Genomic DNA, 14,949 nt, shown 5'->3' with positions numbered 1-14,949 from the left:
GATACTCGCCGCGACATACCGGGCCCGTCGTCCACGTTGATCCACAACGCGACAGACTCACAGATCGGCAGGTCAGACACATCACCGACACGCCTGACCTGTCCACCCCACCTCATGTGCGGAAGACGGGGCTAGCCGGTCAATCTCCGCGTAAAACCGCCAACTCCGCGATCACCGACGCCGGAACGTAGACCCATCGTGCCGACCCGCCGCCCTTGGCGATCGCCGGCGGCAACCAGAACCGCTCATGGGAGGAGTACAAAGACAAAGTTTGGCAAGCGGTGACCGCGCTCGAATTCCGCCACGATATACGCATCGCGGTGGAGCTGATCAACCACCGCGACGAGGCCGAGACCGGCATGCGGCTCGCTGCCATCGAAGCGGCGGCGGCCAGCAGCGAACACGAAGTTCAGCGAGTCGAATCACCGATGGGGGCGAGCAGAGGTCCGGCAAGCAGGTTCGCCGATGCCTGAGCGCACGTTCGTGGGTGCTGTAGCGACTCGAGACGGCTGGCGGCGCCTCGGCCGAGCTCTCCAAGCCAAGGCCCATCAAAGTGAAGGGCCGTTGCCGGTCTGGCTGCGCGTCGACGCACTTGACGGCTTCTTCCAGTTCACGGAGTTTGCCACGCTGGATTGGACCGAGCGAGTAGACCGGGTTGCGATGAACCTCAGCGAAGACCTGGTCGGCGCCAGCCACTTGGCCGGAGTCGTCCTCTCGTCCGGCCCTGCCGTAGCACTCGGCGCGACAGACTCGACAGCCGAGAATCAGACGACGCGCTCGGCGAGCGGATGTGGCCTACGACGCCTCATCAGCGCACACACCGTCCGCGAGACCGTCGTTGTCGCTCTGCGCGATGATGTGACCGACCAGCGGGAGCGGTGGATGGCGGCGTACGCCCACCCGCGTCATACCCCTCCACGTCCACAATCCGAAGCAGACCCGACGCCTGTCTGCGGGCCTTCCGCCGGACGTGGGCACGATCTCCTCCCACACATGCGAGAGGAGTTCGCGTACCGGGCGCGGGCATTGAGGGGTGCCGGTCCTGACCGATCAGGACACCACCGCGATCGCCATCACCGCCGCGCCGCTGACCACCCTAGCCCGCGCCAGCCGCGCGCCGCGGCCAGCCAGGTCGTAGACGAACAGGTGCCGCGAGTACACCGCGGTAGACACCAGCCCGTCCGCCACCCGGCGGGCGCCCCGGACCGGATCTGGCACCAGACCCAGCCGACCGAAGTCCACCTGCAGCTCCACACCGGGCTCGCCGTCGACCACCGGGACCGTCGCCCGACGGCGCCCGAACCCCCAACTCCGACAACGCGAATCAGTACAGCGTGCGATAGGACGCCACCACCTCTCGACCGCCCAGCAGCACGTGCACCTTGTCGACGAGCTGCTGGGTGCGGTGGTGGGCGTGGTGCGGCCGGGGCACAACCGCAGGATCTCCTTCACCCCGATCATCGAGACCTCCCGGTACGCCATTCGACCAACACAGCGGCCAAGCGACCAGAACCGACGGAGCCACGCCGAACGGTCTCCCACCAGGACGAACACGGTGTCCCACTACTAGCAATCAGATGGTCCCATGCTCATGACAAACCGGACGGAACAGCGGTCCCATGACCGTGGCAGGCGACACCCACGGGTCATGCCGCATCCGAGGAGCGCTGGGAGCGGACTGCGGGAGCAAACTGGGAGCCTGACAGGGCACTGAACAGCAGCAAGCCGAGCCCAACCGCTCTGAACCGACGCACGCTGACCTGCAGGAGTCACATTCCTGCAGGTCAGCGCATGTCTTGATCTACGTTGACACGGTAGGGGTCACTGGTTCAATCCCAGTATCGCCCACCCAGCAAAGGCCAGGTCAGCGGCTCCATTCAGGAGTTCGGACCTGGTCTTTCGCCATTGTCGCAGCCGTCGAGTCAGCGGACAGTCAGCGGATGCGCGCCGGGACACCGCTCGCACCGTCTTCCGGGTGGTCGTCGGAGTCAACGTCGGTCAGCGCCTGGCGGACGCGGTCCGCATCGTCGGCGCGGCGCGCGTACAGCTCGAGCGTGGTGGTGACCTTCTCGTGGCCCATCACCCGCATGACCATCGTCGGTAGCACGCCGTCGTCGAAAGTGGTCGCGTGGGTGTGCCGCCCCTCATGGAAGGTGAACCACTGCAGGATCGGCGGCACGTGGTCATCCCGTAGGGCTGGTCCGGGTTGTGCCCGTCCCAGGCGGGGCGCCAGTACCGCTGCCGGAAGTTCGACCGCCGCCACGGCTTGCCCTCCGGGGTGCACAGAACGAACGGGTGCTGGTGGCTGTCCAACAGCTCTTCGTACCGCACGGCGACCCCGGGCGGTAGCTCCACGATCCGAGTGCCAGCCGGCGTCTTCGTACACCCCTTCTTGGCCCTCGGTCGCCGCGACTTCCCCGCCCGGGCACCAGCACCGTCCGCGACCGCGCCGACCTCACCTCCGGCTTTGACCAGCTTCCCGGAGACCTCCTTGAGCGGGTACTGGATCACGATGGCACGCCGCTCGCTGTCGTACTCGTGGCGCTGCTGCCCAGCCAACTCGCCCCACCGCCCACCGGTGTAGGCGTCCATGACGCACAACATGAACCCGCGCGCCCCCAGACCCGAGCGGTGCAGCCGCATCGCCGCGCGGAGCACCTGCACCCGGAGTGGCGATGAGTTTCTCCGTCTCGAACTCACCGGACGTGACCCGGACGCCAGCACGCGGATTGGCCGGGATCATGTGAGCGCGTACCGCGGCCCCCATCACGGTGAAGAAGGTGGCGAAGACCGACGAGACAGTGGAGTCGGCGTAGTCCCTGTGCAGTTCCGACACCCACTTCTCGATGATCGCTAAATCCCAATAAAATGCCCGATGTTGCATTTTGAATAAGCCTCAAAGTGAAGAACCCAATGAGAACCGAGAAACGCAAAACCGATGAGAAAATCACCATACAATCAGCTCGTATCAAGATCAAACGAAAACGATCTTGAGAACCTACATTATTGCATTAGATCATGCGGTGTTGTTCGGAGAGTTTGGCCAGGTCGTCGATGGTGAGGCGAAGTCCGGTTGCGGCGATGTTGTCGGTCAGGTGGTCGAGCGAGCTGGTGCCGGGGATGGCCAGTGTCACCGGTGACGTGGCGAGTAGCCAGGCCAGGGCGACCTGCGCGGGCGTGGCCTGGTGGCGGGAGGCGACGCTCGTGAGGCGGGTCGCATCGATCCGGTCTTTGCCTCCGCCGAGTGGAAAGTACGGCACGTAGGCGATGCCGTCCTGTTCGCACCGTGCAAGAACGTCGGTGTCGCTCTGGTCATGGATGTGGAACTGGTTCTGCACCGCGGTGACCGGGGCGATGGACTGTGCCTCGGCGAGTTGGGTGGCGTCGACGTGGCTGACGCCGAGGTGTCGGATCAGCCCTTCGCGGCGCAGGTCCGCGAGGGCCGTGAAGCGTTCGCCGAGTGGTTCGCCGCCGGCTTTGCCCATGCCGCCCACGCGCAGGTAGACCAGGTCGAGGTGGTCCTGGCCGAGGCGGCGCAGATCCTTTTCGACCAGACCACGCAGTTGAGCGGCGGTTGCCTCGCCGGGGGAGCTGACCTTGGTGGCGATCATCAGGTCACTCGGATACGGCGACAACGCTTGCCGGATCAGCTCGTGCGCCTGGAGGTCACCGAACCCGTAGGTGCCGGCAGTGTCGATGTGGTTCACGCCGAGCTCCACGGCACGGCGCAGCACCGCGATGGCCGCCTCGGGATCGCGAATGGAGCCGCCAAGGGCGAGCCTCATCGCGCCGAAGCCGAGCCGGTTGATCCGCAGGTCACCACCCAGCAGGAAGGTATCGGCCGCGATCGCGTTCACGTTCATGCTCCTTCGTGTCGTGCTGGCCGGTCTGGTCAGCCGCGGTAGTAGTCGGCCAGCGCGGTGAACGCGGCCTTGGGCTCCCAGGGCATGTCGGGGTAGGTGTCGCCGTGGCGGTGGTCGAGGACTTTGACGATGCCGGGGCTGGCCAGGTCGAGGTCGTCGCGGGGATCGCCGTCGGGGCGGTGTGGGAAGCCGTCGAGCGCGAAGAGGAACACGAAGGCGCTGTCGACGCCGCCGGCGTCGAAGATCTCCAGCAGCTCGCGCAGGTAGGTGGCTTGGCCGGCCTCGTCGCGGACGTACTTCCCGGTCAATCGGATCGGCGCTCCGTCCTTGTCGAACTCGCAGATCTCCATGGCGCGAGCGCCCCGGTCGCCCGCGCCGCGGTAGGCGCACGTGCCGAACTCGGTGATCGCGACCGGCTTTCCCTGGACAACGAGGGTGCGGACACCCTCGTTGAACTGGTCGGCGACCTCGGCCGACCGGTAGAGATCCACGGACACGATGTCGAAAAGTGCCCAGTCGACGCGCTCGAGCGGGATGGCGGCGTAGGTGATCCTGCCGCCGAACCGGTCCCGGACGAGTGCCGCGGCGGTGCCGAGAAAGTCGTTGACCCGTACGGAAAGCTCGCCGACCTGCGCACGGAGGCGATCCCGATCCAGTTGGTTGAGCAGCCGCTCGAGCCGATCGCGCTGGTCCTCGCCGGGCAGGAACCCGTTGTTCATCAAGCTCAGCTCGGCGCCGGCGACGAACACGACCTCGGCGCCCCGCTGCCGCAGCCGCTCCGCCCGCTGGGCGCAGTCGGCGAACAGCGACAGCATCTCCTCCGCGGTCAGCTCGAGCGGATAGGGCGAGAACCAGACCTCCAGGCCGAGGTCGGCGGCGTAGCTCGCGGCCAGGTCCAGCCGCCGCGGATCACCGCCGGTGATACGGACCGCGGTGCAGTGCAGGTCGTCACGGATGATACCCAGCTCGCGCTTGACCACGTCCGGGTCGAAGCACTCACGAGAGATCCGCCCGCTGAGGACGAAACCGGTGTCATAGGTGATGCCTCTGGCTCGCACGGGTCGAGGCTAGACACAAAACATGCGTACACGCAAGTTTGCGTACACGCACTCAAGCTGGGATGCTGTGCGGATGGGGTTGCGCGAGCAACAAGGGAGCATCGTGACCACGTCCGACCGCAAGACGCCCACGAAAACCGGAACCGATCGATTGCCCGTGTGGCGCATCGGGCTGGCCGGCGGGCTCGTGGGCATCCTGTGCTGCGTCGGCCCCACCGTGCTGGCCTTGCTCGGCGTCGTCAGTGCGGGAACGGCGTTCGTGTGGGCGACGGACCTCTACGACGGCTACGCGTGGTGGTTCCGCCTCGGCGGCCTGGCTGTGTTGCTGGGTCTCGGGTGGCTGTCGCTGCGCCGCCGCAACCAGTGCAGCGTTGCCGGGATGCGGCGCTGGCGGTGGCGCCTGCTCGCCGTGCTCGCCGTCGCGGCGGGCACGTACGCGGTGTTGTACGGGCTGACTACCTGGTTGGGCACCCTCGCCTGATCACCGGCGGCCGAATCGGCGCAGCCGCAGCGAGTTGGTGACCACGCTGACCGAGGAGAAGCCCATCGCTGCGGCCGCGATGATCGGGTTGAGCAGCCCGAGCGCGGCGAGCGGGATCGCGGCGATGTTGTAGCCGAAGGCCCAGCCGAGGTTCTGGTAGATCGTGCGCAGCGTGCGACGGGACAGGTGGATGGCGTGCACGACGCCGTCGAGCCGGCCCGACATGAGCGTGATGTCGGAGGATTCGATGGCCACGTCGGTACCGGTGCCGATGGCGATACCGAGGTCGGCCCGCACCAGGGCCGGGGCGTCGTTGACGCCGTCGCCCACCATTGCCACCACGTGCCCCTCGTCCTGCAGCCGGGCGACCTCGTTCACCTTGTCCTCGGGCAGGACTTCGGCCAGCACCCGGTCGATACCGACTTGTTCGGCGATCGCGGCGGCGGTGCGGGCGTTGTCGCCGGTGATCATGGCGACCTGCAGACCCATGTCGTGCAACTGCCGCACCACGTCGACGGCGTCGTCCTTGACCGTGTCCGCGACGCCGAGGACACCGCGGACATCGCCGTCCCATCCGGCATAGACCACCGTCCGACCCTGTTCTTCCAGCTCACCAGCGCGCCGGGCGATCTCGTCCGGCAGTCGCAGGTGGTGCTGGTCCACGAGCCTGCGGCGGCCGACCAGCACGGCGTGCCCGTCCACCTGGGCGCGCACTCCGTGCCCGGCCACGTTCGCGAACCGCTCCGCGCTCGGCACACTCAGGTTCCACTCACCCGCGCCGTTGACGATGGCCGCACCGATGGGGTGTTCGGAACCCGCTTCGACCGCGGCCGCCCGGCGAAGCAGCTCATCGGGGTCCTGTCCCTCGGCGGAGACTACGTTGGTGAGCTGCATCTGGCCGCGGGTCAGGGTGCCGGTCTTGTCGAACACCACGGTGTCGATCTTCTTGGACCCCTCCAGCACCTCGGCACCCTTGACCAGGATGCCCAGGTCGGCGCCGCGTCCGGTGCCGACCATGATCGCGGTCGGGGTGGCCAGGCCCAGCGCGCACGGGCAGGCGACGATCAGGACCGCCACCGCGGCGGTCATCCCGCCCACCGGGTCGCCGGCGAACAGGGCCCACCCGGCGAACGTCAGCAGGGCGACACCGATCACGACCGGTACGAATACCGCGGACACCCGGTCGGCCAGTCGCTGCACCGGTGCCTTGCCGCCCTGGGCCTGCTCGACCAGCCGCACGATCTGCGCCAGCGCGGTGTCCGCGCCGACCGCCGTGGCCCGCACCGTCAGCACCCCGTCGCTGTTGACCGTCGCCCCGGCCACGTGGTCTCCAGGATTCTTTTCGCTGGGGACGGATTCGCCGGTGAGCATGGATTCGTCGACCGCGGCGCGGCCGTCGGTGACCTCACCGTCGACCGGGATCTTCTCCCCTGGCCGCACCCGCACCAGGTCCCCGGTCCGAACCTGCTCGACGGGCACTGAGGTTTCCGCACCGTCGACGAGCAGCCGCGCCTGTGTGGCGCCCATCTGCAGCAGGGTGCTGATCGCGGCCGAGGCCCGCCTGCGGGCGCGGGCCTCGAAGTAGCGGCCCAGCAGCAGGAACGCGATGATCAATGCGGCGGTGTCGAAGAACAGGTGACCACCGGTGAACAGCTGATAAGTCGAGTAGGCGAACGCGGTGAGTGTGCCCATCGCGATCAGCGTGTCCATGTTGGCGCTGAATGTGCGTGCCCGCTGCGCGGCCACCTTCAGGAAGGGCCACCCGGCGACGAACTGCACCGGAATGGTCGCGACGAACGCGGCCCATCGTGCCCAGGTCTGGTCGCCGAAGAACATGGTCAGCGCGAACACCACCAGACCAAGGGGCCAGGCCAGCCAGACCCGCCGCAGCCACATCCGCTGCTCGCGGTCGGCGTCCTCGTCCGGGTGTGCTGGCCGGCTGGGCGTGACCGGCTCCAGGTGATAGCCGATCCGGTCCACCGCGGCCCGTAAGGTGTCCACTGTGGACTCGCCTGGCCGGTAGTCCACGTGCGCGGTGCCGGTCGCGAAATTGACCTGCGCCTCGTCCACGCCGGCCTGCTTGGTCAGCGTCTTCTGCACCCGGATGGCGCAGGACGCACACGTCATGCCCTCGACAGTGAAATCGACGCGCGGGGCCGTGCTCGGGCCGGCGGTCTCGGTCGTGCGCACAGCTTCGGTCGCACCTCGTTTCATGATCGCGTTCCTCCTTGTCCGGCGCCGTTCACCGGTGCCCGGCGACGTCGTAGCCCTGGTCTTCGATCACCTCGACCAGCCGCTGGATGGGTGCGCGGTCGTCGTGGTGGACAGTGACCGTCTTCGTCGAGACGTCGACCTGCACCGTCTCGACGCCGGCCACCGGGCCAACCGCGCCTTCGATCGCGTTCTTGCACGTGTCGCAGGAAATCTCGGGCACCGAGAACGTCGTTGTGGTCATGCCGTACTCCCTTCTTCGACGGGTTCGGGTTCGCCCGCCGCGGCGCCGGTCAAGCGGGCTTCAGGGCCGGTCAGCGCCGGACTGAACTTCACCGCGTCGATCAGCTCGTCGATGGCTGCTTGACCCCGGCCATCCAGGACCGCGTCGGAGAAGCAGGTCTCCAGGTGGTTGTGCAGCATGACGCGGTTCGCTCGCTCCAGCGATGACTGCACCGCGGAGATCTGCTTCATCACATCCACGCAGTAGGCGTCGGATTCGAGCATCCGGATGATCCCGTCCAGATGCCCCCGCACCGTCTTCAACCGGTTCAGCGCCGCCTGCTTCTTCGCCGTCAACTCCTGGCTCATCGCCCTCTCCTTCAGCCGTCACCATCGGAAACGCCCCACCCGCCTAGACTACTCCCACCCCACCCGGGGTGGGGTCTGGATGTTACGTCAGGTGCTTGGTGTCGACCCGAGGCCACTCAGCTGACCACTGTCGGCTGTCGGACAGTTCTGTGCCTCGAAATGACTGTCACCCTGCGGACAGTTGGCCCGTGGCGCCCGCCTTCCACGGTGTTGGGTGCGTGCTCGGACCTGGTGCGGAACTGGTGATTGGGAGGTCGTGGGTAATGAGTGCGCCAAGACCTGAAGTCGTGTTGTATTGGCGGCCGGGCTGCGGGTTCTGCTCGGATCTACGGCGTCAGCTTGATCAGGCCGGAGTGCCGTATCGGGCGATCAATATCTGGGAGGAGCCGGATGCGGCGGCGACGGTGCGATCGATCGTGCGTGGCAATGAGACCGTGCCGACCGTGGTCGTCGGCTCCCAGGGCTTGGTGAACCCGAGTCTGCGCTCGGTGCTGGCGGCGATCCGCACGGAGACGTCGGACCCGGACCAGGGGACCGAGGCCGTGTCCGGCGCTCCCCGCAGCCGAGCCTCATCAGGTCGACTGGGATCCTTTGTGGACAAACTGCGCAACGCCGTGCGTTAGCCAGGGCGTCCTATCGCGGTTCTTCTCGATCCGCCCGGGGTAGCGAGAGGAGTCCGCGGGCGACGTCGACGAGGTCGGTGCCAACGACGTCGGCGGGTGCGAAGATCTCGGCGTAGTGGCCTTCGAGGCGGCTGGCCCAGCCGGTGGTCAGACCGACCCGGTGCGGTCCAGGAAGTCCCGGGTGGTCTGTGCGGCGCCGTTGCTCAGGCACACCAGGCGGATATCCTGCTCGGCGAGCAGCCGCATAGCCGGCTCGACGTCGAGATGTGCCGGCAGCTCGGCGAATCCGGCCAGAACGTGCGCGACGGCGTCGTCGCTGATCTCACCGCGCGTCAGCGCGTGCAGCGCGGCCGCGGCGACGCGGGGAAATGGCTCGTAGTCCCCGGCGAGCGTCAGCGCCATGCCGTCGCGCAGTAGCCGGTCGAACCAGCGCTCCAGCAGCTCCGGTGGTACTCCCACTGCGGCGAATCGGGATCGCAAGGGTTCCAGCGACATCAGGGTTTCCACCACGTCGAAGACCACGATGTTCGGGCGAGCGGGCATCAGGCGTCCCATGCCTGCGCGGCGAACGCGTCATCGAGTGGGGTGTGGGCGAGGTGGTTGATGTAGTTGGACAGCGTCTTCATCGCCACCCCGACCATGATGTCCAGGATCTGCCGCTGGCTGAAGCCCGCGGCCAGGAACTGCTCCACGTCCTCCTCGGCGACGTTTCCCTGATCGGCGGCCACGGCGTGGGCGAAGCGCCGCACGGCTTCCAGTTGCGGGTCGGCGAGTGGCTTGCCCTCGCGCAGCGCGGTGACCGTCTCACTGTCCATACCGGACCGCAGGGCGTTGGCGGAGTGGACGGCCATGCAGTAGTGGCAGGAGTTGTATCGGCTGACCGTGAGCCACACGACGTCCTGTGCGCCCTTGGGCAGCGAGGTCGCGCGGAACTGCTCCGACAGCGCCTGGTAGGCGTTGAACGCCTGCGGCGATTCGGCCATGATGCCGTACAGGTTCGGGATGAACCCGAGTGCCTTGCGGGTCTTGGCCAGGACCGGGGCCACTTCGGCCGGGGCGGTGTGTTCGTCGTGGATGGTGAACTCGGTCATCGATGATTCCTTTCGTCGGGTTTATCGCGGCCAGGTGTCGGTGGTGTTGCCGGAACGGCGGAGTGCGTTCAGGGCTGCGGCGATCGCGCTGCGCAGGGTCGACGCGTCAGCACCGGCCCGCGAACGCAGGTTGATTCCCTGCGCCACCAACACGAGGTGTTCACCCGTGGCGTCGAGGTCGAGGTCGCGTCTGAGCTGGTCCAGCCGGTCAGCCGAGTCCAGCGCGGCCCGCAGTGCACCCCGCAGTTGCTGGTGATGCTCGGTGAGCACGTCCCGGACCGATGAGTGCCGGGCCTGCCCGCCGGTCTGGAGGTTGGTGGCCAGGCAGCCCCAGCGAGCCCGCGGCCCGAGACAGCGCGCGGTGATCAGACCGCCGAAGAACTCGGCGATCGTCGGCAGGCCCCGCCCGCCGGTTTCCAGCGCGGCGAAGGCGGGTCCCGCGTGTTCGGCCAGGTAGCGGCGCAGCGCGGCCAGGCACAGGTCCTGCTTGCTGCCGAACGTGGCATACAGGCTGGACCGGCTGATGCCGGTGGTGTCCACGATGTCGGCGATCCCGGTGTCGGCCCAGCCAAAGACCGCGGACAACGACACTGTCTGGTTGCTGACACACCTCGCTCACCAGGCAAGGGAAGTCTGTTGTGCTTGATGATGGATGCGACCCGATGACGGAGGACAAGCGTGACGCGAGGCTACGACCTGGCCATAGTCGGCGGGGGAACCGCCGGCATCATCGCCGCCACCACCGCGGGACGGCTCGGCGCGCGCGTGGTGCTCGTCGAGCGCGACCGCACCGGCGGCGACTGCCTGTGGACCGGGTGCGTGCCCAGCAAGTCGCTGATCGCGGCGGCCCACGCCGCGCACGGGATGCGCACGGCGGGCCGGTTCGGAATCACCCCGGTCGAGCCGCAAGTGGACTTCTCGGCCGTGATGGCGCACGTGCAGGCGGCGATCAAGCGCATCGAGCCGGTCGACTCCCCCGCCGCGCTGACCGACGCCGGCGCCGAGGTCATCGGGGGCACCGCGATCTTCACCGGCCCGGACGAACTCCGGGTCGACGGCCGGTCGCTGCTGTTCCGGCACGCCCTGATCGCCACCGGCTCGACACCCGCGCTCCCGCCGGTGCCCGGTCTGGCCGAGGCGGAGCCGCTGACCAGCGACACCACGTGGGACCTGGCTGAACTGCCCGCGCGCCTCGCGGTGCTGGGCGGCGGCCCGATCGGGTGCGAGCTCGGGCAGGCGTTCGCCCGGCTGGGCGCCGACGTGACCATCATCGAGGCCACCGAACGCCTGATACCGAAGGAAGAACCCCACGCCGCCATCGCCCTGTCCGCAGCGCTGTCCGCCGAGGGAATCGACGTGCTCACATCCACCACCGTGACGAAAGCGACCCGGCAAGCCAAGGGAGTCCGTCTCGACCTCGCCGGTCACAACGGCAGCCGGGTGATCGACGTCGACCGAGTGCTCGTCGCGACCGGCCGGCGCCCGCGCACCGACGGGCTCGGGCTGGCCGAGGCCGGGGTGCGCCTGGACGAGCGCGGCTATGTCGTCACCGACGCCAAGCTGCGCACCGGCAACCGCCGCATCTACGCCGCCGGCGACGTCACCGGGACGCTGCCGTTCACCCACGTCGCCGGGATGCACGGCAGCATCGCCGCCACCAACGCGCTGCTCGCTCCGGTGCGCCGCATCGACCACGAGCGGATCCCCTGGGTCACCTTCACCGACCCCGAGATCGCGCATGTCGGGCTCACCGAAGACCAAGCCCGCCAACGCTACGGCGACGAGGTCCGGATTCGCCTGCTCCGGCATGAGCACGTCGATCGCGCGATCACCGAAGGCGACACCGACGGCTCCACCCACATTGTGCTCGACGCCAAAGGACTGGTGCTCGGGGCCACCATCGTCGCGCCCCGGGCCGGCGAGATGATCGCCGAACTCACCGCTCTCCTCGCCCGGGGCGGGCGGCTGCGCGACCTCGCGTCGGTGGTCCATCCCTACCCGGCCTGGTCCGACGGTGTCTGGAATGCCGCGGTCGCCGAGGCGAACGACGCCCTGCGGTCCCCGGCCATGCGCCGTCTCACCGGCGCGTTGCTGCGCCTGCGCCGGGCGCGGTGACCCGCGGCACCGGCGACCTGCGCGCTCTGTGGCGGACGCCGGGATTCGGCAAGCTGCTCGGGGTACGGGTGGTCTCCTTGGGAGCCGATGGGTTGTTCCAGACCAGCCTGGCCAGTTCGATCTTCTTCAGCCCCGAACGTGCCGCGACGGCGGGGCAGGCCGCAGCGGGTTTCGCGGTGTTGCTGCTGCCTTATAGCGTCGTCGGACCGTTCACCGGGCCCCTGCTCGATCACTGGCGCCGCACCCGCGTGCTCGCGCTCGGCAACCTGCTGCGCGCCGCGGTAGTCCTGGTCGCGGCCGTCTCGCTGCTCACGACGGGCCCGATCGGGCCGATGTTCTTGCTGACCGCGCTGACGGCCGTGAGCATCGGTCGGCTGCACAGCGCGGCCTCGCTGGCGGCGCTGCCGCACGTGGTGGCCGGTGACCGGCTGGTACTGGCCAACTCGGTGTGGACGGTGTGCGGGCTGATCGGCGGTGCGGCCGGTACCGGGCTCGGGTTGGGGATCCGTCACCTCGGTGATGCTTCCGACTGGACGGCTGCGGTGTCCGCCCTGATCGCGGGCGGGTCTACACGGCATCCGCCGCGCTGGCCGCGACCTTCGCCGCCGAGGCGCTCGGCCCGGAACCCGCGGTGCGCTCCACGGCACGGGCTCTGGCACGCACCGTACGTGATCTCGTCGACGGCGCCCGGGACGTAGCGCGCCACCGCCCAGCCGTCGCCGCACTGGCGGCGATCGGCGCGCACCGGGTGCTCTACGGCGTCTCCACCATCGCCACCCTGTTGCTCTACCGGAACTATTTCGCCGACGAAGGTCTGCTGCGCGCGGGACTGGCGGGCGCGGCGCAGGTTGTCGCGGCGGCGGCGCTCGGTACGCTGCTGGCGGCGGCCGTCACCCCGGCGATCACCCGGCGCTGGTCGGCACGCGGATGGATCACGACCCTGTTCACCCTGGCCGCGGTGGTCCAGGTGGCGCTCGGACTGCCCTACCGGATGGCGCCGCTGCTCGTAGCCGCTGTCCTGTTGGGCGCGGTCGCGCAAGGCAGCAGGATCTGCGTCGAAAGCATCCTGCAGGCACGCATCGCCGACCACTTCCGCGGCCGGGTGTTCTCCTTCTACGACGCCCTGTTCAACGCCGCCTTCGTCACCGCCGCCGTGCTCGCGGCCGTCGCCCTGCCCGACACCGGCAAGTCCTACCCGGTGCTGGCCGCCATCGCCGTCGGCTACGCGCTCGCCGCCGCGGGATACGCCGTGGCCAGCCGAGAATCCCGGTGATGCCTCACGCCGATGTCGCGAGCCGCCCGACTGCCGCACGAATGTCCGCGATCGACGGGTAGTCGCCCAAGGTCTTGCCGCGATACAGAAAGCGAACCGTACAGTCAGTGTCCACAATGGCCACACCGGGCGCTTGCAGTGGGTGCCCGGTGATCCGGTCACCAGCACCGGGGCCGAGGCCCGCCCGGTCGCGGTGCAGCTAGCCTTCGCGGGTGCGCTCGGTGCCTGGTACGCGTACTGGTTCGTCCGGCGGCGCGATTCCAGCCTGGCGCACCTGCCTTACCTGCTCGGAGCGGCAGCGCTGTGGGCGGTCATGGCGGCTCTCGATCCGGCCCTGCTGTGGGTCGGCGCGGCGTCGCTCGTGCCGTACTGCATGCGCCACGCCCTGTGGGCGGCGGGCGGCTTCGTCGCCCTCGGCGCGGCCTGGCTGTGGCAGCGCTTCGCCACCGATGGCGTGCCGGTCGAGGTCGGACCGTTCGCCGGTGGTCGAGTCGAGGTGTCCAGTCCCGAACTGACCACCGGCATGACGGTAGAGGTGCCCAAATGATCTCGCGGTGAAGGTGACCAAGGTGCGGCCAGCCGGATCGGCAGGGTGCCGGCGTAGTGACCCTCGATGAGCCACCGTGGACGCCGGTGCCAACCTCGTTGCGCATGCCATGAATCCGGCGTGCTCATCGGCTATGTCGTTTTTCGAGGTTCGGTCGCCTCCTGATGGGGCAGCGCACGATGTCGAAGGCGATCTCGACGTGCTGCTTCGCGACTTCCTCGGCCGTCGACGAGCCGTCTTCCGAGAACCACTGCGGTATGGCCATGCACGTGGCGACGACGGCGCGGGCGGCCTCGTGCGGCTTCGGTGTGAGGAACACCTTCTCGAGGCGTCCTCGGTCGACTTCGTCGAGCACCATGTCTTGTACGAGGCGTCGATCCTCGAGGTGGCGTTTGTGGGCTTCCGGACCCAAGCTGCGCATTTCGCTGAAGGCAATCAGGCCGAACTGGCGTCGGTGGATGTGGAACAGGGCGAGACATTCCACGAGGAACGCGAACCGTTCCGCGGTACGGGTTCCCTCCGCGCGTGCCGCACGGCAGCGGGTGATGATGTCGTCCATGGTCATCCGAAGCAGTTCGACCAGGAGCGCGTGCTTGTTGGGGTAGTAGTGGTACAAGCCGGGGACGGATAAACCGGCTCGCGCCGCGATGTCGCGGACGGTGGCTCCGTGGTAGCCGAGATCGAGGAAGGCCGAGAGGGCGCCCTGCAGCGGTGCGTCCAGGCGCGGGGTCGGGAAGGCTCTCCAGTCGACGTCGTCGGTGCCGGCGGTGCGTGGATAGAGGCCGTGATCTCCCGGGGGGCCACTGCTGCCGGCCTGGATCAGTTGGGGCAGGTCCACACCCAGGAGATCCGCGGCCTTCGTGAGCCGGTCCAGGCTCATGCCGATGCGACCGTTTTCGACCGCGCTGATCGCGGCGGGGGTGACTCCGATGTGGTCGGCCAGCGTTCGTTGGCTCAGCCCCTTGGTCGACCGAGCGCGATGGAACTCAATGCCGATGCGGTCGCGCTCCGCTTGCGGGAGGCGGCTGAGGCGAGGCTGGGAGCGTCGCGCTGCCTTCGAGAGTCCGGTCACTGCGCCATGCCACGACAGCTCTGC

General features: G+C 68.4%; 18 protein-coding genes. 7 read left to right on the top strand and 11 right to left on the bottom strand.

Features of this window, described 5'->3' with window-relative positions; translation table 11 throughout:
• Positions 1–215: 215 nt before the first annotated feature.
• On the top strand, positions 216–473 hold the full coding sequence (locus tag GEV28_RS24120) for a hypothetical protein (protein ID WP_291414427.1): 258 nt from the start codon (positions 216–218) through the stop codon (positions 471–473).
• A gap of 577 nt (positions 474–1,050) precedes the next feature.
• Here the strand turns inward: GEV28_RS24120 and GEV28_RS24115 are convergent.
• From GEV28_RS24115 to GEV28_RS24100, 4 genes are all read right to left on the bottom strand, one after another.
• Entirely contained in the window at positions 1,051–1,275 is a 225-nt protein-coding gene (locus GEV28_RS24115; RefSeq protein WP_291414425.1) for a hypothetical protein, read from the bottom strand.
• Positions 1,276–1,933: 658 nt separating this feature from the next.
• Entirely contained in the window at positions 1,934–2,263 is a 330-nt protein-coding gene (locus GEV28_RS42500) for a hypothetical protein (protein ID WP_367115169.1), read from the bottom strand.
• A 748-nt stretch (positions 2,264–3,011) separates the two neighbouring features.
• On the bottom strand, positions 3,012–3,863 hold the full coding sequence (locus GEV28_RS24105) for an aldo/keto reductase (protein WP_291414424.1): 852 nt from the start codon (positions 3,861–3,863) through the stop codon (positions 3,012–3,014).
• 29 nt (positions 3,864–3,892) lie between these two features.
• Positions 3,893–4,921 (bottom strand): hypothetical protein, encoded by a 1,029-nt coding sequence (locus tag GEV28_RS24100; protein WP_291414422.1) that lies wholly within the window; start codon positions 4,919–4,921, stop codon positions 3,893–3,895.
• A 103-nt stretch (positions 4,922–5,024) separates the two neighbouring features.
• On the opposite strand from GEV28_RS24100, the gene GEV28_RS24095 reads away from it, so the two are divergent.
• Entirely contained in the window at positions 5,025–5,402 is a 378-nt protein-coding gene (locus GEV28_RS24095; RefSeq protein ID WP_291414421.1) for a hypothetical protein, read from the top strand.
• Here the strand turns inward: GEV28_RS24095 and GEV28_RS24090 are convergent, their stop codons facing one another.
• The 3 genes from GEV28_RS24090 to csoR are packed head-to-tail and all read right to left on the bottom strand — an operon-like array spanning position 5,403 to position 8,204.
• Positions 5,403–7,616, bottom strand: coding sequence for a cation-translocating P-type ATPase (locus tag GEV28_RS24090; protein WP_291414419.1), 2,214 nt, complete (start codon positions 7,614–7,616; stop codon positions 5,403–5,405).
• A 28-nt stretch (positions 7,617–7,644) separates the two neighbouring features.
• Positions 7,645–7,857, bottom strand: a complete 213-nt coding sequence (locus tag GEV28_RS24085) for a heavy-metal-associated domain-containing protein (RefSeq protein ID WP_291414418.1) — start codon at positions 7,855–7,857, stop codon at positions 7,645–7,647.
• Positions 7,854–8,204 (bottom strand): copper-sensing transcriptional repressor CsoR, encoded by a 351-nt coding sequence (gene csoR, locus GEV28_RS24080; RefSeq protein WP_291414416.1) that lies wholly within the window; start codon positions 8,202–8,204, stop codon positions 7,854–7,856. Before csoR ends, GEV28_RS24085 begins: the two co-directional genes overlap by 4 nt.
• Before the next feature lie 263 nt (positions 8,205–8,467).
• Here csoR and GEV28_RS24075 point away from each other — a divergent pair, with 263 nt between their 5' ends.
• Positions 8,468–8,827 (top strand): glutaredoxin domain-containing protein, encoded by a 360-nt coding sequence (locus GEV28_RS24075; protein WP_291414415.1) that lies wholly within the window; start codon positions 8,468–8,470, stop codon positions 8,825–8,827.
• A 147-nt stretch (positions 8,828–8,974) separates the two neighbouring features.
• Here the strand turns inward: GEV28_RS24075 and GEV28_RS24070 are convergent, their stop codons facing one another.
• The 3 genes from GEV28_RS24070 to GEV28_RS24060 are packed head-to-tail and all read right to left on the bottom strand — an operon-like array spanning position 8,975 to position 10,503.
• On the bottom strand, positions 8,975–9,349 hold the full coding sequence (locus GEV28_RS24070; protein ID WP_291414413.1) for a hypothetical protein: 375 nt from the start codon (positions 9,347–9,349) through the stop codon (positions 8,975–8,977).
• Positions 9,350–9,369: 20 nt separating this feature from the next.
• Positions 9,370–9,918 carry a carboxymuconolactone decarboxylase family protein gene (locus GEV28_RS24065; protein ID WP_291414411.1) on the bottom strand — a complete coding sequence of 183 codons (549 nt, stop codon included), beginning with the start codon at positions 9,916–9,918 and terminating at the stop codon, positions 9,370–9,372.
• A 21-nt stretch (positions 9,919–9,939) separates the two neighbouring features.
• Positions 9,940–10,503, bottom strand: coding sequence for a TetR/AcrR family transcriptional regulator (locus tag GEV28_RS24060; RefSeq protein WP_291414410.1), 564 nt, complete (start codon positions 10,501–10,503; stop codon positions 9,940–9,942).
• Positions 10,504–10,596: 93 nt separating this feature from the next.
• On the opposite strand from GEV28_RS24060, the gene GEV28_RS24055 reads away from it, so the two are divergent.
• From GEV28_RS24055 to GEV28_RS24040, 4 genes are all read left to right on the top strand, one after another.
• Positions 10,597–12,033 (top strand): FAD-dependent oxidoreductase, encoded by a 1,437-nt coding sequence (locus tag GEV28_RS24055; protein ID WP_291414409.1) that lies wholly within the window; start codon positions 10,597–10,599, stop codon positions 12,031–12,033.
• Complete coding sequence (locus GEV28_RS24050) at positions 12,030–12,731, top strand: MFS transporter (protein ID WP_291414408.1); 702 nt, start codon at positions 12,030–12,032, stop codon at positions 12,729–12,731. The genes GEV28_RS24055 and GEV28_RS24050 overlap by 4 nt, the downstream gene beginning before the upstream one ends.
• Complete coding sequence (locus GEV28_RS24045; RefSeq protein ID WP_291414406.1) at positions 12,665–13,306, top strand: hypothetical protein; 642 nt, start codon at positions 12,665–12,667, stop codon at positions 13,304–13,306. Before GEV28_RS24050 ends, GEV28_RS24045 begins: the two co-directional genes overlap by 67 nt.
• A 133-nt stretch (positions 13,307–13,439) precedes the next feature.
• Entirely contained in the window at positions 13,440–13,853 is a 414-nt protein-coding gene (locus GEV28_RS24040) for a hypothetical protein (protein ID WP_291414404.1), read from the top strand.
• A 124-nt stretch (positions 13,854–13,977) separates the two neighbouring features.
• Here the strand turns inward: GEV28_RS24040 and GEV28_RS24035 are convergent, their stop codons facing one another.
• A complete protein-coding gene (locus GEV28_RS24035) occupies positions 13,978–14,925 on the bottom strand; it encodes a TetR family transcriptional regulator (protein ID WP_291414402.1) in 948 nt (315 codons plus the stop codon).
• Positions 14,926–14,949: the final 24 nt, after the last annotated feature.

The organism is Actinophytocola sp. (assembly GCF_009379765.1).
In the GTDB taxonomy this organism is placed as follows: domain Bacteria; phylum Actinomycetota; class Actinomycetes; order Mycobacteriales; family Pseudonocardiaceae; genus Actinophytocola.
Note: the sequence above shows the minus strand (reverse complement) of the source record. Positions and strands in the feature narration are given on the sequence as shown.

What these genes read in the sequence shown, in the direction of transcription:
- GEV28_RS24105 (WP_291414424.1), bottom strand. Translation starts at nt 3,863, where the DNA reads ATGAACGTGAACGCGATCGCGGCCGATACCTTCCTGCTGGGTGGTGAC.
- GEV28_RS24090 (WP_291414419.1), bottom strand. Translation starts at nt 7,616, where the DNA reads ATGAAACGAGGTGCGACCGAAGCTGTGCGCACGACCGAGACCGCCGGC.
- GEV28_RS24085 (WP_291414418.1), bottom strand. Translation starts at nt 7,857, where the DNA reads ATGACCACAACGACGTTCTCGGTGCCCGAGATTTCCTGCGACACGTGC.
- csoR (WP_291414416.1), bottom strand. Translation starts at nt 8,204, where the DNA reads ATGAGCCAGGAGTTGACGGCGAAGAAGCAGGCGGCGCTGAACCGGTTG.
- GEV28_RS24075 (WP_291414415.1), top strand. Translation starts at nt 8,468, where the DNA reads ATGAGTGCGCCAAGACCTGAAGTCGTGTTGTATTGGCGGCCGGGCTGC.
- GEV28_RS24065 (WP_291414411.1), bottom strand. Translation starts at nt 9,918, where the DNA reads ATGACCGAGTTCACCATCCACGACGAACACACCGCCCCGGCCGAAGTG.